Annotated in this window: 17 protein-coding genes, 1 rRNA gene and 1 riboswitch; of the genes, 7 read left to right on the top strand and 11 right to left on the bottom strand. The window is 40.0% G+C overall.

Going from position 1 to position 16744, the window contains the following annotated elements; translation table 11 throughout:
- Nucleotides 1-14: 14 nt before the first annotated feature.
- Genes V6C27_10215 through V6C27_10200 form a run of 4 tightly spaced genes read right to left on the bottom strand, consistent with a single transcriptional unit; the run spans nt 15 to nt 2447 of the window.
- Nucleotides 15-1121: an NADH-quinone oxidoreductase subunit D gene (locus V6C27_10215; protein MEG6616788.1), complete on the bottom strand. Its 1107-nt coding sequence runs from the start codon at nt 1119-1121 to the stop codon at nt 15-17.
- 14 nt (nt 1122-1135) lie between these two features.
- Nucleotides 1136-1567, bottom strand: coding sequence for an NADH-quinone oxidoreductase subunit C (locus V6C27_10210; GenBank protein ID MEG6616787.1), 432 nt, complete (start codon nt 1565-1567; stop codon nt 1136-1138).
- The gene (locus V6C27_10205; GenBank protein ID MEG6616786.1) at nt 1549-2061 is read right to left on the bottom strand and encodes an NADH-quinone oxidoreductase subunit B family protein; all 513 of its coding nucleotides are present in this window, start codon (nt 2059-2061) and stop codon (nt 1549-1551) included. Before V6C27_10205 ends, V6C27_10210 begins: the two co-directional genes overlap by 19 nt.
- Before the next feature lie 32 nt (nt 2062-2093).
- A complete protein-coding gene (locus V6C27_10200; protein MEG6616785.1) occupies nt 2094-2447 on the bottom strand; it encodes an NADH-quinone oxidoreductase subunit A in 354 nt (117 codons plus the stop codon).
- 547 nt (nt 2448-2994) lie between these two features.
- Between V6C27_10200 and asrA the strand changes: the two genes are divergently transcribed.
- Genes asrA through asrC form a run of 3 tightly spaced genes read left to right on the top strand, consistent with a single transcriptional unit; the run spans nt 2995 to nt 5823 of the window.
- Nucleotides 2995-4017: an anaerobic sulfite reductase subunit AsrA gene (asrA, locus tag V6C27_10195; GenBank protein MEG6616784.1), complete on the top strand. Its 1023-nt coding sequence runs from the start codon at nt 2995-2997 to the stop codon at nt 4015-4017.
- Nucleotides 4010-4810: an anaerobic sulfite reductase subunit AsrB gene (gene asrB, locus V6C27_10190; protein ID MEG6616783.1), complete on the top strand. Its 801-nt coding sequence runs from the start codon at nt 4010-4012 to the stop codon at nt 4808-4810. The genes asrA and asrB overlap by 8 nt, the downstream gene beginning before the upstream one ends.
- Before the next feature lie 14 nt (nt 4811-4824).
- On the top strand, nt 4825-5823 hold the full coding sequence (gene asrC, locus V6C27_10185; protein MEG6616782.1) for a sulfite reductase subunit C: 999 nt from the start codon (nt 4825-4827) through the stop codon (nt 5821-5823).
- A gap of 132 nt (nt 5824-5955) precedes the next feature.
- On the opposite strand, the gene V6C27_10180 is transcribed toward asrC, so the two are convergent.
- A complete protein-coding gene (locus V6C27_10180; GenBank protein MEG6616781.1) occupies nt 5956-6252 on the bottom strand; it encodes a zinc-ribbon domain containing protein in 297 nt (98 codons plus the stop codon).
- A 268-nt stretch (nt 6253-6520) separates the two neighbouring features.
- On the opposite strand from V6C27_10180, the gene V6C27_10175 reads away from it, so the two are divergent.
- The gene (locus tag V6C27_10175) at nt 6521-7030 is read left to right on the top strand and encodes a YhcN/YlaJ family sporulation lipoprotein (protein MEG6616780.1); all 510 of its coding nucleotides are present in this window, start codon (nt 6521-6523) and stop codon (nt 7028-7030) included.
- Between the two features lie 53 nt (nt 7031-7083).
- Here the strand turns inward: V6C27_10175 and V6C27_10170 are convergent, their stop codons facing one another.
- Entirely contained in the window at nt 7084-8613 is a 1530-nt protein-coding gene (locus tag V6C27_10170; protein MEG6616779.1) for a PAS domain S-box protein, read from the bottom strand.
- A 110-nt stretch (nt 8614-8723) separates the two neighbouring features.
- Entirely contained in the window at nt 8724-9599 is an 876-nt protein-coding gene (locus V6C27_10165; protein ID MEG6616778.1) for a YitT family protein, read from the bottom strand.
- A 216-nt stretch (nt 9600-9815) separates the two neighbouring features.
- Here V6C27_10165 and brnQ point away from each other — a divergent pair, with 216 nt between their 5' ends.
- The 3 genes from brnQ (at nt 9816) to V6C27_10150 (ending at nt 13575) form a co-directional block, all read left to right on the top strand.
- A complete protein-coding gene (brnQ, locus tag V6C27_10160; protein ID MEG6616777.1) occupies nt 9816-11114 on the top strand; it encodes a branched-chain amino acid transport system II carrier protein in 1299 nt (432 codons plus the stop codon).
- Nucleotides 11115-11238: 124 nt separating this feature from the next.
- Nucleotides 11239-11796, top strand: coding sequence for a hypothetical protein (locus V6C27_10155; protein MEG6616776.1), 558 nt, complete (start codon nt 11239-11241; stop codon nt 11794-11796).
- Nucleotides 11797-12018: 222 nt separating this feature from the next.
- Nucleotides 12019-13575 carry a methyl-accepting chemotaxis protein gene (locus tag V6C27_10150; protein ID MEG6616775.1) on the top strand — a complete coding sequence of 519 codons (1557 nt, stop codon included), beginning with the start codon at nt 12019-12021 and terminating at the stop codon, nt 13573-13575.
- A 57-nt stretch (nt 13576-13632) separates the two neighbouring features.
- Here V6C27_10150 and V6C27_10145 read toward each other — a convergent pair whose 3' ends face one another.
- The 4 genes from V6C27_10145 to rrf all read right to left on the bottom strand — a co-directional run bounded on the left by V6C27_10145 (nt 13633) and on the right by rrf (nt 16541).
- Nucleotides 13633-14313 (bottom strand): cell wall hydrolase, encoded by a 681-nt coding sequence (locus tag V6C27_10145; GenBank protein ID MEG6616774.1) that lies wholly within the window; start codon nt 14311-14313, stop codon nt 13633-13635.
- Nucleotides 14314-14427: 114 nt separating this feature from the next.
- Nucleotides 14428-15069, bottom strand: coding sequence for a HEAT repeat domain-containing protein (locus V6C27_10140; GenBank protein MEG6616773.1), 642 nt, complete (start codon nt 15067-15069; stop codon nt 14428-14430).
- Between the two features lie 107 nt (nt 15070-15176).
- Complete coding sequence (locus V6C27_10135) at nt 15177-16070, bottom strand: substrate-binding domain-containing protein (GenBank protein ID MEG6616772.1); 894 nt, start codon at nt 16068-16070, stop codon at nt 15177-15179.
- A gap of 99 nt (nt 16071-16169) precedes the next feature.
- Nucleotides 16170-16283, bottom strand: a riboswitch (molybdenum cofactor riboswitch).
- Nucleotides 16284-16427: 144 nt separating this feature from the next.
- Nucleotides 16428-16541 (bottom strand): 5S ribosomal RNA (rrf, locus tag V6C27_10130).
- Between the last annotated feature and the right edge of the window lie 203 nt (nt 16542-16744).

Genomic DNA, 16744 nt, shown 5'->3' with positions numbered 1-16744 from the left:
ATTGTCATTTGGCTCTAACAATCAACTTCGCCCAACACAATATCAATGCTACCCAAAATGGCTATTACGTCGGCCACCTTCCAGCCACGGCACATCTCATCAATTAATGCTAGATTAATAAAAGAAGGTCTACGCACATGCACCCGATAGGGGTTTACGGTGCCATCGCTGATGACATGGTATCCCAAAACACCCTTAGAGCCTTCAATCTCATGATAGACTTCACCCTTTGGCGGTTTGATCACTTTAGACACCTTGCCAATGACCGGTCCTTCAGGTAGTTCCATTAGCTGTTCCAACGCTTGTTCAATAATGCGATTGGACTGGCGCATTTCTTGCACCCGTACGTTAAATCGATCAAAACAGTCGCTGTTTTCACCCAACGGCACCTCAAAATCAAACTGGTCATAAATACCATATGGGCGTACTTTGCGCAAATCATAGTTCACTCCCGCTGCTCTTAAAATTGGACCAGTGACCCCGTATTGCAGTGCTTTCTCTCTAGCAAGTACAGAGATACCTTTCATGCGGGCTTGAAATATTTCGTTGCCATTTATAAGTCCTTCGTACTCATCCACACAGGCCGGAAATTCCTCAGTAAATTTTTTAATCATCGGCAAAACTTCGGCTGGAATATCACCGGCCACACCACCAATACGCATATAACTAAAGGTCAATCTGGAACCACTAATCATTTCTAGCATATCCATTAATTTTTCCCGTTCTCTGTAAGGGTAAAAGAAACCCGTTACACCACCCAAGTCCATAATTAACGTTCCGGTGGCAATCAAATGGCTACATAAACGGGACATTTCCGAGACAATTACCCGAATATATTCCGCCCTTTCCGGCACCTCTACACCCATCAGTTTTTCCACCGCTTGCACATAGCCGAGGTTGTTCAACATTGAAGATAGGTAATCCAAACGATCGGTATAAGGGATAAATTGGCTATAGGTTCTGGCCTCAGCTAACTTTTCGATTCCCCGGTGCAAATAACCAATAACCGGTTCCGCCTTGACAACGGTTTCACCATCCAAGTGTGTAATCAAACGAAATACACCGTGGGTTGATGGATGCTGGGGGCCCATGTTCAGAGTAAATTCTTCAGTTTTTATCATCACTACACCCCCTTTTAATCCCGGCCGCCAACCCATTTAAAATCTTTGCGCAGTGGGTAACCTTGAAAATCATCTTCCAATAGAATGCGCCGTAAATCTGGGTGGCCAATAAACCGAATTCCCAGCAAGTCATAAATTTCCCGTTCTTGCCAATTGGCCGCTGCCCAAATATCTACCATCGTGGGCAACTCTGGTTGCTCATGATCAACTTTAGTTTTTACATTAAGCATTGTACCTTCCGGGACGCGACAGAGGTTGTAAATCACTTCAAAGTGCTCTACATAGTCAACGGCAGTTTCATTGGTTAGTAAATTAAAGCCAAATTCATCCCTTAACTCTTTCATTACCGCTGTCAGGTTTTCAATGGGTACCAGCAAATGATCGTCAACGAACTCAACCAGTGGGTATTTCGCGATTACTTTATCAATTACTTGATTGCTTTCCATGGCTCTTTATCCACCACCTTTGGGTCCCGGATCTTATGTTTAAGCATCAACAGACCCTGAATTAATGCATCTGGGCGCGGCGCGCAACCGGGTACATATACATCCACCGGTACAATCTTATCGGCACCGGCAACCACGCTATAGGAATCCACAAAGGGGCCACCGGATATGGCACAACTTCCCATGGCCACTACCCATTTAGGTTCTGGCATTTGGTCATAAATACGTCTGATATAAGGAGCCATTTTATTAGTAATGGTACCGGCCACAATCATCACATCGGCATGCCGAGGCGATGCTCTAAACACCTCGTAACCAAAACGAGCCAAATCAAATCTAGGACCAGCGGCTGCCATCATTTCAATGGCACAACAGGCTAAACCAAAGGTCATTGGCCAAAGGGAATGGGCCCTGGCTAAATTTAACAGACTTTCCAGTGGCGCCAAAGCAATGGTACGCTTCACTTGTTGCTGCAGAACGACGTCGTTGGTCATGTCTTCAATTGGATGTCTACATTGCTGCGGTTTTATTTCCATTCCAACGCACCCTCCTTCCAGGCATACCACAAACCAACTACCAGAATGCATATAAAGATAATCATTTCGATAAAGGCAAACAATCCCAGTTTATTGAATGCCACCGCCCAGGGATACAAAAATACTGTTTCCACATCAAAAATTACAAATAATAGTGCATAAATAAAATATTGTACCTTAAAGCGTACCCATGTTGGCCCTATGGTTGGCGGTCCACATTCGTAGGGCTCTTCTTTAACCTTGTTTTTAAGTCGTGGTGAAACTGAAGATGAAAGAACAAGAGTAACCACTGTAAACCCCACAGCCACCATGAGAAATAGTAGTATCGCTCCACCTTCTGGCATGTTAAATCCCCCTTTCCTAGTAATTTTTAATTTTAAGCCTTCATTTGATTAAGATAATTAATGACACCAACACAAGTATATAATTTGCCACCAAAGCAATCCATGATTTATATCACAATTGGTATAAGTGAATAAATTTTCTTGCTATTTTGTGTATTCCATTATAACCAAAAAATTCCTGCTATGATAGTTATTTAATTTTAAAATTGTTACTTTGTCTTACTTCACAAAATTACTAGTCCTATTACATCTACTAAATATAATCTTAATATATATATGAAGCAACTATAATAAAATGGTAATTTCCTTAAATCTATAAATAATTTTAATTTTATTTGATAGTGACACTATGTCACAAAGCCTTTGTCATAATACAATATACTTCTAAAATTTATATTAAAATCGGCCTTATTTCTATAAAAAACATGTAATTTTAAAATGACTAACCAACTATAAATATTTCCATTAATTTATAGCAATGTGATATACATCATAAGCAAATTGCTGATTCTGTGTTAATTTACTATTATATTATTGAAAGCGAGGGATGCTGGTGGGCTACAGGTTTTCAGCAAAGGAATTTAATGCACTTTTAACAGAGTTAAAACAAAAATATAGGGTTTACGCTCCAGTACTGTTAAAAGGCAAAGGACGTTTTTCTAATTCTGATATTGTTGGGTACGGTGAACCAAACACCATCGAAGACATTGTCTTTGGCCACAAATCATATTTTTCTGCTAAAGAAATATTTTATCCAATCAATCAGACTCTTTTCTATTTCACCGCCGACGAGTACAGTGAACCAAAGGTAGATCCCAGGGATATCATCATCTTTTTGCGTTCCTGTGACATCCACGCAGTGGATCGTTTAGACAACATTATGTTAAAAAACGGTTCAGAGCCGGACTATTACTATCAGCAATTGCGCAGTAAAGTTAAATTTATTTTGATGGATTGCATTAATAGTTTTGATAATTGCTTTTGTGTCTCAATGGGCACCAACCACACCGAAAATTACAGTGCCTCCATTAGGGTAGAAAAGGGTTTTTACCTTTGCAACGTAAAGGAAGACATTGATGGCTTATTTTCGACTTTAGGAACGGCAATGGAAGTGCAACCGCAGTTTGTTGAAAAAAATAATATTTTAGTGAATTTACCAGAGAATCTAGATTTAGATATCGTTGCAGAACATGAAATTTGGCAGGAATACGGCGCCCGCTGTATTTCCTGTGGCCGTTGCAATACCTCCTGCCCCACCTGTAGTTGCTTTACCATGCAGGATATTTTTTATCAAGATAACCCCAACTGTGGCGAAAGGCGCCGAGTATGGGCCAGTTGCCAAGTTGACGGTTTTACCGATGTGGCCGGTGGTCACAGTTTCCGCCGAGAAAAAAGCCAACGCATGCGTTTTAAAGTGATGCACAAGGTTAATGATTACAAAAAGCGCTTTGGTGTGCACATGTGCGTAGGCTGTGGCCGCTGCGACGACGTTTGTCCTGAATATATATCCTTCTCCCGCTGTGTTAATAAACTGGCACTGGCTGTTCAGGAGGTGAACAATAATGACTAAAAATCCATATTTGCCATTTAAGGCACCGATAATTAACATCACTAAACAAACGGAGACAGACTGGACTTATCGTCTAGCATGCAATATTGACCCCAAGTGGGGACAGTTCGTGGAAGTTTCTATTCCCGGAGTGGGAGAATGCCCCATTTCCGTCAGTGATTTTGGACCAGGTTACATCGAGATGACCATTCGCCGTGTGGGCAAGGTGACTAAAGTTATTCACCAGTTGGATCAAACTGATCATTTATTTATCCGTGGCCCCTATGGCAATCATTTTCCCGTACCATCCTTTGAAGGTAAACACTTAATTATTGCTGCCGGCGGCACTGGCTTAGCGCCGGTTAAAAGCATGATTAGTCATTTTTATAGAAATCCAGAACTGCTGAAGAACTTTAATGTATTGGCTGGTTTTAAAAGTCCTGATGATGTGCTATTTACCGATGCAATCGCCAATTGGAAACAACAGTTTAATGTCCAAGTAACGGTGGATAATGCTGATGAAAACAGCGGCTGGTCAGGTCGAGTTGGGTTAATTACCAACTTGATCCCGGAAATTGACCTAGCGTATATTGAAAATACCCGGGTGGTGATTGTGGGACCGCCGGTAATGATGAAATTTGCCGCTTTAGAATTTTTAAAACGGGGCATTGCTGAAAAAAATATTTGGGTGTCCTTTGAACGTAAAATGTGCTGTGGCCTGGGTAAATGTGGCCACTGTAAAATAGATGACACCTATGTCTGTCTAGAGGGCCCAGTGTTTAACTACACTAAGTCTAAAAAACTTTTAGATTAACCGGAGGTGAATAAATGTCTATTAATACAAAAAAGGTAATTAAAAATGCTTGGCGAATTACCAGAGATCGTCATCTAACCTGCCTGCGCGTCAGGGTTCCCGGTGGGCACCTGCCGGTTAAATTTTTGCCATTAATCCAAGAAATCGCCACTAAGTTTGGCAATGGCACTGTGCACATTACCACCAGACAAGGCTTTGAAATCCCCGCCATTCCCTTTGACAAGATGGCACAAATAAATGCCATGATTGCGCCAATTATCAAAGAATTAGAAGTTGACCGGGGTGTAGCCATTGCCGACCCCGCTAAAGGTTACCCCGCTGCCGGCACCCGTAACGTTTCAGCTTGTATTGGCAATCGAGTTTGTCCTAATGCCAACTTCGACACCACTGCCCTGGCCTTTGATGTGGAAAAAATTATTTATCCCCACGACCCACATGTAAAAATAGCCATCACTGGCTGCCCCAACGATTGTATTAAGGCTCACATGCAGGACATTGGCATTATTGGACAGGTGGAACCAATTTATGACGCTTCCCGCTGTATCGGTTGCCAGGCCTGTGTAAAGAACTGCAAAAAGGTATCCACCGGAGCCCTCACCTTTGAAAATTACAAAGTTAAGCGGGACCCATTAAGATGTATTGGTTGCGGTGAATGCACATTAAAATGCCCCACCGCCGCCTGGACCAGGGGCGAAACCTATTATCGCATCGTTATCATGGGTAGAACCGGCAAGAAAAACCCCCGCATTGCCCGCAGTTTTCTGGAATGGGTAGACCGGGACACAGTATTAAAAGTATGCGGCAACCTTTACCAGTACATCGATAAGTATATCGATCGTTCACTAACTAAAGAACATGTGGGTTATATCGTTGACCGCACCGGGTTAAACACATTTAAGGATGAAGTATTAAGGGGAGTAACGTTACCGTCCAAGGCTAGAGTGGCCAACTTCATTGACTTTGGCGGCTATAAGTACGACAGCAACGTGCATCACGAATCTTTACAGACTTGAGGGTATCTGAGGATGAAGAAGTAACCGGCGAACAAGGTGAGAAGGCCATATGATGATTTAAAGGGGGCTGTTGCACAAAACAAACGTAAGGTTTGTTTTGGCAACAGCCCCCTAATTTCTAAAATTTAAAACTTACCAGTTGTTGCGTGGTCTGTAGCAGTCGCGGCAGTAAACTGGTCTGTCGCCCCGCGGTTGGAAAGGAACTTGAGTTTCTTTGCCACACTCTGCACAAACCGCATCGTACATTTGACGCTCTCTACGGGCATAGCCACCGTTACCATTTCTTTGGGCCTTACGAGCAGCACGGCATTCTGGACAACGACCTGGCTCGTTAGCAAAACCCTTCTCAGCGTAGAATTCTTGTTCAGAAGCTGAAAATACAAATTCAGCACCACAGTCCTTGCAAGTTAAAGTTTTGTCTTGATACATAATAAAAAAACCTCCCCTATATAATTGCCCGTGCTAGGGAAATAACAGTTTATAACCCCCCAGCCATTGGCAATAGAGAAAGTTTTACCGTATATCCAAGCATTGTTCGAGCCACTTGTTGTATTATATCCTATCTAGAACAAAAACACAAGCAGTTTAAGCGGTGTATATAGTGCACAACAAACCTACAAAAATTATCAATTTAACAATGTATTATTTTATCAATAATACATCAAAATAAGGCTAAAGCAAAAGGAGGAAGGTACCGATGTATGCTAAGAAATCAGCTTATATTCTGTTAAGTTTTATTTTTTTGGTGTCTTTAATATTTGGTGGTTGCACTGCCGCAGAAAAGCCAGCGCCCCAACAACCGGTAACACCAGAACCGGTGGCCGATGATATCGATAATCGCAACCAAAACGAAGACCCAGAAAACAATAAATATCAAAGCCAGCCTGCTTCGAACGATCAGGCCATTAAAATTGCCAGCATTGTGGATGATGTACCGGGAGTAGTGAAAAGTCAGGTGGTGGTTGCTGGAAGTACGGCTTATATTGGACTGGACTTAAATAGTAATATGAATGTTAATGAAAGCGAAGTTAAGAAAATGGTTGATGATAAAGTAAGGAACGAAAATCCTAACCTTAATTCCCTTTACATTACCACTGACCCTGACACAATAGAGCGACTACGGGACATAAACCAAGGGATTGCAGAAGGCAAGCCCAGTTCCACCTATGATTTTGATGCTTTAGAAGAAAACTTTAAAAAACAATAACACACTGATAAAAGCCGAGCTAATGATGCTCGGTTTTTACCTGTGTGTTATTACTAAATTTTAAAATGAATATAAAATATCGTGCCATTACAGTCTGTTTTTATACTATGGGTGGCATTGTGTCTGGCGGCAATGCTGTAACAGGTCGCTAAACCCAAGCCGGTACCGTTATCTTTAGTTGTAAAAAAGGGGGTTCCCAACTTTTCCAGGTATTCAGGTTTAATTCCTGACCCTTCATCTTGCACAGCCAATGTAACCTCATCATCTTCTCTATAAGTACTAATGGTGAGTTTCTGGCCTGGTTCCATGGCTTCTAAACCATTTTTGGCTAAGTTTATAATTAGTTGACGCATCTCACTACCATCCAGTAATAAGTCCGGTACTTCCCCCAAATTCAGCGTTGCACATTTGCCAGTAACAATAGCATTGGCTTCAATTAATGGAAACAATGCTTTTATAATATTGTTGAGATTCTGCAGTTTTAAATCGCTGGGCTTCTTTCGGGCTAAAGAAAGATACTCCGATATAATCTCATTGGCTCGATCCAATTCTGATATCATCACGTCAAAATTTTGTTGTTCTTGGTTGCACTTGGTGTCTCGGTTTTTTAATATTTGTAATAAACCCCGCACCGTTGTCATGGGATTTCTAATTTCATGGCCAATGCCGGCGGCCATTCCCGCCACCAAGTTCAATCGATCTAGCTTAGCCATTTCCTGCTCCATCCGCTTTAATTCAGTTATATCATTATTAATGCTTAAAAGTTGTAGCTCACCATTAAAATTAAGTACTTCCGATGATAGCAAACCTTCTCTAATTTCTCCTGATTTAGTGCGAATGTGCACTGTTAAGTTGCGGATACTTCCCTTTTCGTTAATCAGTTGCTTAATTAATTCACTTTGATCTCTATCAATCATGTTCAATTCAGTTGGCGTTTTTCCCATCACCTCTTCACTGGTATAACCGGTTGTTTCAACAAAACACTCATTTACACTTTCAATTACGTCATCGGACAAACGTTGACGGGATATTAACACTGGAGCAGCATTAATAATCTTAGTTAGTTGTTCCTCCGATAAGCGCAATCTCTCTTCTTGTCTTTTTCGTTCAGTAATGTCCACCGCCAAGGTTAGTACCAAGGGGGTACCACTGCCATCTGAAAAGGGGTAAGCATTAATTTCATAAACCTGTTCTTCACTGTGTTGCCATTCCCAGTTTAACGGTTGGTTTGTTTTAAATACCTCCATAGTTTCACAAACTGCACAGGCACTCTCTTTATTGCCCATTACTTGATAACACTTCTTACCCCTAGGGTCTCCAAAAATATCATAAAATTTACGATTCACAAAGTAAAAAGAATAATCCGCCGCAATTAAATAAACATAAGCTGGTAATCCGTCTAATATTGAGTATAATAATTGTCTGTCTCTTTTTAAATCTAATTCTCTCTCTTTGCGTCGTTCAATTTCATTTTTTAGTATTTTACGTTCATTATATAGTATCGTTTCTAGATCAGCTATTTTATATTGTAGTTTTTGCAATTGTTGTTCCAGAAGTTGTTCATTGGTTTGGTATCCAGCCATATGTATTACCCCCACAGAAAACTAAACTACTTTCAATAAACTTTAGAACTACTTTCGACATTTTTATGATTTTTCCTACTTGCCAGCCACAACATATCATTAATCTAATGTTAGTTTTGGTTGAATCCTTCACCGGCCACTTCTATGGTTTCAGTGATAAACATAAAGGCATGGGGATCGGTTTCAATAATGATTTGTTTTAGTTTAGCAATTTCATAGTGGTTAACCACACAATTTATTACATCCGTTTGTTTTTTAGTGAATCCACCATAACCTTCTAGCAGCGTAACCCCCCTTTTTAGTTCGTTAATAATTCTCTCGGCAATAATCTGATTTTGGGTTGAAATAATCGTTACATTTTTGTGGCGATTAAAACCTTCTATTACAACATCCATCATTTTGCCAGCCACCCACATGCTAATAACAGTGTACAGCATTATTTTCAACTCAAAGAAAAATAGTGACAGTGCCAATACAATGATATTGAAATAAAAATTAAAGGCACCTACTGAGATATTTTTTCTCTTTTTCATAATTATGGACAGAATATCAGACCCACCGGTGGAGGAACCAAACTTTATTACAATACCAATACCAGCACCATAGGTGACACCGGAGAAAATTGAAGCTAGGAACAAATCAAGCTCTGGTGAGGGGACATAGGGTTTTAACAGCGGTTGGGTGATAATTAATACCACTGTCCCAACCAAACTATAAATAATAAACTCCCGCTCCAACTCCTTTAGCCCCCAAATAAAAATAGGAATATTTAAAACAAAAACACCAATATAATATGGTATTTCGAAAGCATACGTCCCAATAAGGGCCAGTCCACCAACACCCCCTGACAGCAGCCCATAGGGTATAATTAAGGCATTTAATGACACCGCCAATAATACGCTGCCCACTGCAATGCCAAACATTCTTTTTATTATGCCAGCGCCATATTTCTGCATCTTGTTTATATTTATATTAATTTTCGACATATTATCCCCCAGTAACCAGATTGAGTGTGTGTAATACATTAGACATTTTTTAATTTTTTAAACATTTTGTGTATTTATTTAAACATAATTATTGTTGACTCTTTATGTTAAGTAGTGTTACCATTATAAAGTATTATCATTAGGTAAAATAGCCTCGTCACAGAGACGAGGTTTTTGTATATTTATTGACAAATTAATATAAAGGAGACGTCAATTATGAAGCTCTCAAGAAAGGACATCATAATAACTGGTTTAGCCCTTTTGGCTATGTTTCTAGGGGCTGGTAACCTAATATTCCCACCTCAGCTGGGCCAACAGGCCGGTTATGAATTGTGGTGGGCGGTATTGGGATTTATTGTTACCGGTGTAGGTTTACCGTTGCTGGGTGTTGCTGCTGTGGCCAAGGCCGGTGGGGACTTAGAACTTTTGGGGGCGAGGGTTCATCCTCTGTTTGGCAAAATAATTACTACTATTGTAGTATTATCCATTGGCCCATTATTAGCCATTCCCCGGACTGCAGCCACCACCTTTGAAGTGGCAATTGCTCCATTTTTGTCCAGCACCACAAATGTTACCCTGGCTTTAGCCATTGTGACCATTGTATTTTTTGCCATTACTTTGGCCTTTGTGCTTCGTCCTTCCAGAATTGTAGATAACGTGGGTAAATTGTTAACACCATTTTTAATTTTGTTTTTAGCTATTATTATCGTTAAAGGTGTCATTGCTCCCACAGGCAGCATAGGTGCTGGAAGCTATACCACTCCCTTTACCCAAGGTTTCTTGGAAGGCTACAATACCATGGACGCCCTAGCTGCTGTTATTTTTGGGCTAGTTATTGCCAATGCTGTGCGTGCTAAAGGAGTTTCCGACAATAATGAAATTACTAAAGTCACTATTGTCGCCGGCATTATTGCTGCCATTGGGCTAGGATCAGTTTATATCGGGCTAGCATATATTGGCGCCACCTCAGGGACCAATTTTACCGGAGATAACCCCGGTCAAATGCTATCATATGTTACCGAAGCACTGCTTGGCTCCACCGGGAAAGTAATTATTGCTATTGGCATGACATTGGCCTGTTTAACCACAGCCATTGGATTAGTAGCCACTAGCGGTAGCTTTTTTAGCAGACTCACCAATAATAAGGTTAGTTATAATACTGTTTGTATTTTAACAGCATTAGTCAGTGCTATTTTAGCCAATATGGGATTAGCAAAGATTTTAGAAGTATCTGTACCACTTTTGGTAACGGTTTATCCAGTGGTTATTGTGTTAGTTCTACTGTCCATCTTTCATAATCTTTTTGGCGGTAGTAGAGCTGTTTATGTTGGTACAGTAGGAACTACGGTGGTAATCGCTCTAGTAAACTTAATTATCTCTTTTAATGTTCCGGTATTTGGTTTGGAAAAGGTGCTCACCTATTTACCATTGCAGGAACAGGGGCTGGGATGGATTTTGCCAGCAGGTATTATAGCAATAATTAGTACCTTCTTTAAATCATCATCACATAATTAGAATGTTTGTATTAAAAATAACCGGAGTAAACCTCCGGTTTATTTTTAATTATTTGTAGTTTTTTGTTATACTATCAGAGGGTGTGCACAATCATTAGGTTTATAATCAGAGGAGGTTGAAACATATGAAAGAATATGTTATTAAGATAGGCATCGGCACTTCTAATATCAACGGTGAAGACTACGCCATTCTAATGTTAGACCATATAGATTTGGATAGTCTTTTACGAACTGCAGCCATCATGGAGTTGATCAAGCCAACCTTAACACCACTTAATTCAGAGCACCCACATTTTTTTGGCGAACAAACCGATGTCACCGGTGTGGACACTGAATTAGCAGTGTCAATCAAAAGGGTTAAAAAGATGATTACCCTTAAAGTTGAAAGCCGCTCTACATTAGCTGAATTATTAGATAAAGTCAAAGATCAAGCGGATATTGAAAGGACACAAAAACATTTGCCAGACACCTTTGTCCAATTTAACTATGGTAGAAAATATTTTAGTCAACAGGCTACTATGGTGTACAGTGGTGTTTACAAAAACTCCTACCGAGATTTTATTAAAAACTACCAAGAAAAGGGTTTTTATTTGATCATTCTAGGGGATGACGGAAAACCCATGCCGGGTGTACAACTGATAAAAAATGATATAGACATTAAACCTTCCATTGCGGAGGACTAATTAAGACTCAATAACGGTAGAAAAAAGGGGCTGTTGCTAAAAACAAACTGATTAGTTTGTTTTGCAGCAGCCCCTTTCATATTATTGTGCAATAAAGTCAAGGTACAAAAATATTTTTAATTGCGGCTAAATGTGACAAAATAGTGCGGCAATTATTTTCTTATTATGATATATATATGGTTAGTGAAAACATACACATACTTTTAATTTGAGGTGAGGTTGATGAAGTTTAAAACCAAGTTAATGTTATCCAGTGCCAGTATTTTATTTCTTTTGATGGCTCTAGGTATCTTTTGTATGCAACAAATACAAAATGTTAACCAATCATATAACGACCTGTTAAACAATCAAGAAAAAATTAAAAGTGTATCCAACCAATTGGTAAAAAACTTTGAGTATAGTGCTCTCTACATGCGTTCCTATCTATTTACCAGTAACCCGGAGTATCAAACCCGTTACCAAGAAGCTTTGGCAAATGCTGAAGGCAACCTTAAATCGCTACAATCAATGGTTAGTGATAATCAAGGCAAACAAAAAGTTAACGAACTAAAACAAGCTCTAGAACAATATAATGACTATGTTAATCAAGGGTTAGCTGTAATGGCAGCAGGTCCAGACGCAGTGGTAGACTTTACATTAAATAAGAAGGGAACAATAAACAGCATCATTACCATTGCAACGGAATTGGCGAATATGCAGGACAACGCTATGGCAAAGCAATTGCAAAATAACAATCAAAAGGTTGATGGGATGCGTAAAACGGTGACTATAGCCACCATTTGCTCAATATTTTTCGGTTTGTTTATTACATTAGTGCAAGCCAACAAAATTACCAAGCCCATTTTAATGCTAGAGCAACAAGTGGGCAAACTGTCCCAAGGAGATTTAACCGGAGAAAGTATTAGGGTAACCACCAAGGATGAAGTTGGAACTCTAACGGATAATTTTAATCGAATGAAAGATAATCTGTTACAGATGGTAGCAGGAATAAGCACAACCGCTAAAGGTGTTGTGAAGTCTTCCGAAATCGTCGCAGATACTTCACAACAGTTAAGTGCCGGTACCGAAGTGATTGCCACCACAATGAATCAAATCGCTGTCACCAGTGAAAATGTGGCCCAAGATGCCAAGGCAGTATCTAACGCTGCAGACGATACTGCAAAATTAGCTTCTGAAGGTAGCCAAGGTTTAGATAAAGTGCAACAACATATGGACAGTATCAATGTAGTGTCCAGTCAGGTGGCTGAGGCCATAAGTAACCTAAATAAACGCACGAGAGAAATATCTCTGATAGTTGATATGATTACAGAAATCGCCGAACAAACCAATTTGCTCGCTTTAAATGCCACCATTGAGGCTGCTAGGGCGGGCGAGCAGGGCAAGGGCTTTGCAGTGGTTGCAGAAGAAGTGCGAAAGCTGGCTGAAAGTTCGGCCAAAGCAGCGCAACAAATCTACCAGATGATTAACAATATTAAGCAGGAAAGCGAACAAGCAGTTGACATAATGAAAAATAGTTCACATGAAATAATTAACAGTAAGCAGGTTATAGATGAAGTAGGTAGTAACTTCCGTGAAATCATCGGTAAGGTACAGGTGTTGGCTAATCAGGTACAAGCAGTAGCTGGTTCCGCTGAAGAAATATCTTCCGCTGTACAGAATGTCACATCGATATCTCAGGAGCAAACATCTTCGATGCAACAATTGTCGTCATTGGCAGATGAACTAAACAGAATGGCCGGAGAACTAAATAACATGACCAGTGATTTTCGAATAAGTTAAAAAGGGGGTTGTTGCAAAGTTTTGCAACAACCCCCTTTTAAGTTGGCCAGTTAGCATTTAATAGTAGAATTGATGGTCACCAATGGTGGCCATGTATTGTCTGTTTTTGGTAATCCAAAAACTTTGTGATTTACTGGGATTAAGGAAATACAAAGCATCTCCCACTGGCCGTTGGCCACCTAAAGCAGCCTGGGCCGCGCTTATGCTTTCGTTGCTTGGCGTATTATAGATTCGACCATCCAATACAGGGGAAAATTGTGTGTAGCCTTGTTGCTTGTCAAAAATTACACCGTATATTGTATTGGGGAATTGGCTGGAATTAACGCGGTTTAAAATTACATTGCCAACTGCTACTTTTCCAATATATGATTCCCCTTCTGCCTCGGCTTCAATTATTCTAGCCAGCCAGTACATCTCTTCATTCTTTCTGCTTGTCCCACGACTGGCAGCATTAGTGGTCACAGTTCTTTCAGCTTGTGCAATTGATGCCTCATTTAAGGCTACTTCTTTTTGTTTACTTTCTTTTTGAGACTGTTCTTTTGATTTTTCTTCAATAATAGAAATCACCGTCTGATCTGACCGATCATGCCTTTTTTCATTAAGTAATTCTTGTCTTTCATTATTCAACTGGCTAATTGAAACATCATTGTTATTTAGTTTTTCATTAGGCTTGTCCAAACTTACGGCCAGAATAGCAAAAAACATAATCACTGTGGTAAGGATTAATGTTTTTATCATATTCCTTTTGGTAAAACTCTTCCTCATAATGCCTCCTTAAATCCTACTTATACTTATTAACTATCTAATTATAAACCAAAATGAAGAAGAGTTTGCGATGTAAATAAAGGCAGGTTAGCTAATCTTTGCTATGCTTTCACTGGCCAGTTGGCCCACCGTTTTTTGATACATCTGACCTTCAATATAAATTCTGACAGTATGATTATCACTTTCCAACCTTCTCAATTTATCCAATGCTTCACTGGCACCTGCCTGCCCCAACGCCCAAGCAGCATAACCTCTTAAATTAGCTTTATGGTGATCTAAAAAAGAAGTCATTTCCGGCAATATCTTTCTAATATAGTCCACCTTGGCAGATAATCTACCTACAGCCCAAAGCATTCCCTGTTGAAAAATCTCCTCATCAATTGATGCCCTTATCATCACCGAAGCAAATTGATGATACATATCCGGCTGATTATATATGATTTCAGCGATGGTTTCAGGGGCACTCCAACTTTGAGCACCGGATTCATCATTCATTGACCAAATAAGCCTACGGATTAAATCTAGAATGGTATCCGGGTCATTTTGCGCAATTACCCCCGCCACTAATCCTAAGGCCTCTATCGCCCGATAACGCAATAGTTCATCTGTGGCATAGGTTAAACGCATCAAATAACGTAAAATGCGCTTAGTATCTAATTTAGCCAAAATAATCAGCTGCTGGTGATTACCATCTAACACCAACTGGCTGACATCTTGTTTTGAAATCACAAAAACACCTCCAACTGGAAAGTCTTACTGTCATTATAAACTTTTATCGCTCTTTAATGTAGTTAAAAAAATAAACGGTTGGTATTTTAACCAACCGTTTGTGTCTGCTAAGCTGCAATATCTTCCATTGTTTTGCCAGCGTCTGGGAAGAATAATGGCTGACCATATTCCTCCACACCAAATTCTTTAATTACATTTTGAGTTTCTTCACTAACCATGAATTCTACAAAGGCTTTAGCACCCTCATTATTAATTTTATCTGACTTTTCTGGGTTAACTTCCATCACGTGATAGATGTTGAGTAATTCACCGGCGCCCTCCACCAGAATTTCTAAATCCATGTCATCCTGGTGAGCCAAGTAGGTGGCACGGTCAGTTAAAGTATAGGCTTGTTTTTGGTTAGCAACCACTAATGTGTCACCCATACCACTGCCGGTTTCTTGATACCATTCACCTGCTGGTTCAATTCCTGCTTCCTTCCAAATACCCTTTTCCTTTTTATCAGTACCGGAATCATCACCGCGAGACACAAATACACTTTGGGCTTCAGATATCTTGGCAAATGCCTCGGTGGCCTTAGCGATACCTTTAATGCCCGCTGGATCATCTGGTGAACCAACCACTACAAAATCGTTATGCATTACCAATTGATAGTTGAGAACTTCTTCAGCATCTACCAGTGGTTGCTCGGATTCAGGAGCGTGAGTTAACAGTACGTCTGCTTCCCCTTCTTGACCCATTGATAGTGCTTTACCGGTACCTACAGCCACAATTTTCAAGTTATAACCGGTTTGTTCTTCAAACATTGGCTCTAAAACATCCAACAAACCGCTGTCCTGGGTACTGGTGGTGGTAGCTAAAATAACGTCTTTCTTTGCAGGTTCTTGTTGCTCACTTTGCTGTTGTGCGTTTTCTTCATTGTTTTCGGCAGCTTGGCCACCACAACCCACTAGCATTACTGCCATCATAATAGCAATAAATAAAGCAAAAATCTTTTTCATGACAAACCCTCCAATAATTTTTTTACCCTCTCGGTTGTTAATATATGTAGTTTAAAAACAAAAAACCAAACTCCGCTATGTGAAAGCAAGTTTGGCTTAATTAATCACCATCACTCTCCTTTCCACACCGGGAGGCACATAGGTTTCCCTACATACCCTAACGGCCTATAAACCACAACTGTAAGGTCAATAGGCTCGGAGAAAAATTTAAAATTATTGCTAGTTTATGTATTATTTGTTCTTCATTATAACTTAAAATTCCTTCTAAATTATTAAAATATTGAGGTATTTCTGCCATTTATAACAACGCACTAAAAAAGCTAGTAAACTTAGTATTTACTAGCTTTTAAAAATTAATTCTGGCGACGACCTACTCTCCCAGGGATAAACCCAAGTACCATCAGCCCTGCAGAGCTTAACTTCCGTGTTCGGTATGGGAACGGGTGTACCCTCTGCGGCAAAGCCACCAGAAAAACTTATTTTCAATTTACATTCATCTGCACATTGCAAAACAGTGTAATCTAACAACCAACGTTTCCTTTGTGGACGCGATAAATCGGCCCCTACATTGTTTGTTGTTACATCATAATTGTTCCTTCAAAACTGAACAGCGATTTAAGAAAAGCTTTAAGGTCAAGCCCTCGACCGATTAGTACTGGTCAGCTCAACACATT

Source organism: Peptococcaceae bacterium 1198_IL3148 (assembly GCA_036763105.1).
Classification (GTDB): Bacteria; Bacillota; Desulfotomaculia; order Desulfotomaculales; family Desulfohalotomaculaceae; genus JBAIYS01.
Note: the sequence above shows the minus strand (reverse complement) of the source record. Positions and strands in the feature narration are given on the sequence as shown.

Excerpts from the sequence above, each read along its gene's own strand:
- V6C27_10215 (MEG6616788.1), bottom strand. The coding sequence starts at position 1,121 with ATGATAAAAACTGAAGAATTTACTCTGAACATGGGCCCCCAGCATCCA.
- V6C27_10210 (MEG6616787.1), bottom strand. The coding sequence starts at position 1,567 with ATGGAAAGCAATCAAGTAATTGATAAAGTAATCGCGAAATACCCACTG.
- V6C27_10205 (MEG6616786.1), bottom strand. The coding sequence starts at position 2,061 with ATGACCAACGACGTCGTTCTGCAGCAACAAGTGAAGCGTACCATTGCT.
- V6C27_10200 (MEG6616785.1), bottom strand. The coding sequence starts at position 2,447 with ATGCCAGAAGGTGGAGCGATACTACTATTTCTCATGGTGGCTGTGGGG.
- asrA (MEG6616784.1), top strand. The coding sequence starts at position 2,995 with ATGCTGGTGGGCTACAGGTTTTCAGCAAAGGAATTTAATGCACTTTTA.
- asrB (MEG6616783.1), top strand. The coding sequence starts at position 4,010 with ATGACTAAAAATCCATATTTGCCATTTAAGGCACCGATAATTAACATC.
- asrC (MEG6616782.1), top strand. The coding sequence starts at position 4,825 with ATGTCTATTAATACAAAAAAGGTAATTAAAAATGCTTGGCGAATTACC.
- V6C27_10180 (MEG6616781.1), bottom strand. The coding sequence starts at position 6,252 with ATGTATCAAGACAAAACTTTAACTTGCAAGGACTGTGGTGCTGAATTT.
- V6C27_10175 (MEG6616780.1), top strand. The coding sequence starts at position 6,521 with ATGTATGCTAAGAAATCAGCTTATATTCTGTTAAGTTTTATTTTTTTG.
- V6C27_10170 (MEG6616779.1), bottom strand. The coding sequence starts at position 8,613 with ATGGCTGGATACCAAACCAATGAACAACTTCTGGAACAACAATTGCAA.
- V6C27_10165 (MEG6616778.1), bottom strand. The coding sequence starts at position 9,599 with ATGTCGAAAATTAATATAAATATAAACAAGATGCAGAAATATGGCGCT.
- brnQ (MEG6616777.1), top strand. The coding sequence starts at position 9,816 with ATGAAGCTCTCAAGAAAGGACATCATAATAACTGGTTTAGCCCTTTTG.
- V6C27_10155 (MEG6616776.1), top strand. The coding sequence starts at position 11,239 with ATGAAAGAATATGTTATTAAGATAGGCATCGGCACTTCTAATATCAAC.
- V6C27_10150 (MEG6616775.1), top strand. The coding sequence starts at position 12,019 with ATGAAGTTTAAAACCAAGTTAATGTTATCCAGTGCCAGTATTTTATTT.
- V6C27_10145 (MEG6616774.1), bottom strand. The coding sequence starts at position 14,313 with ATGATAAAAACATTAATCCTTACCACAGTGATTATGTTTTTTGCTATT.
- V6C27_10135 (MEG6616772.1), bottom strand. The coding sequence starts at position 16,070 with ATGAAAAAGATTTTTGCTTTATTTATTGCTATTATGATGGCAGTAATG.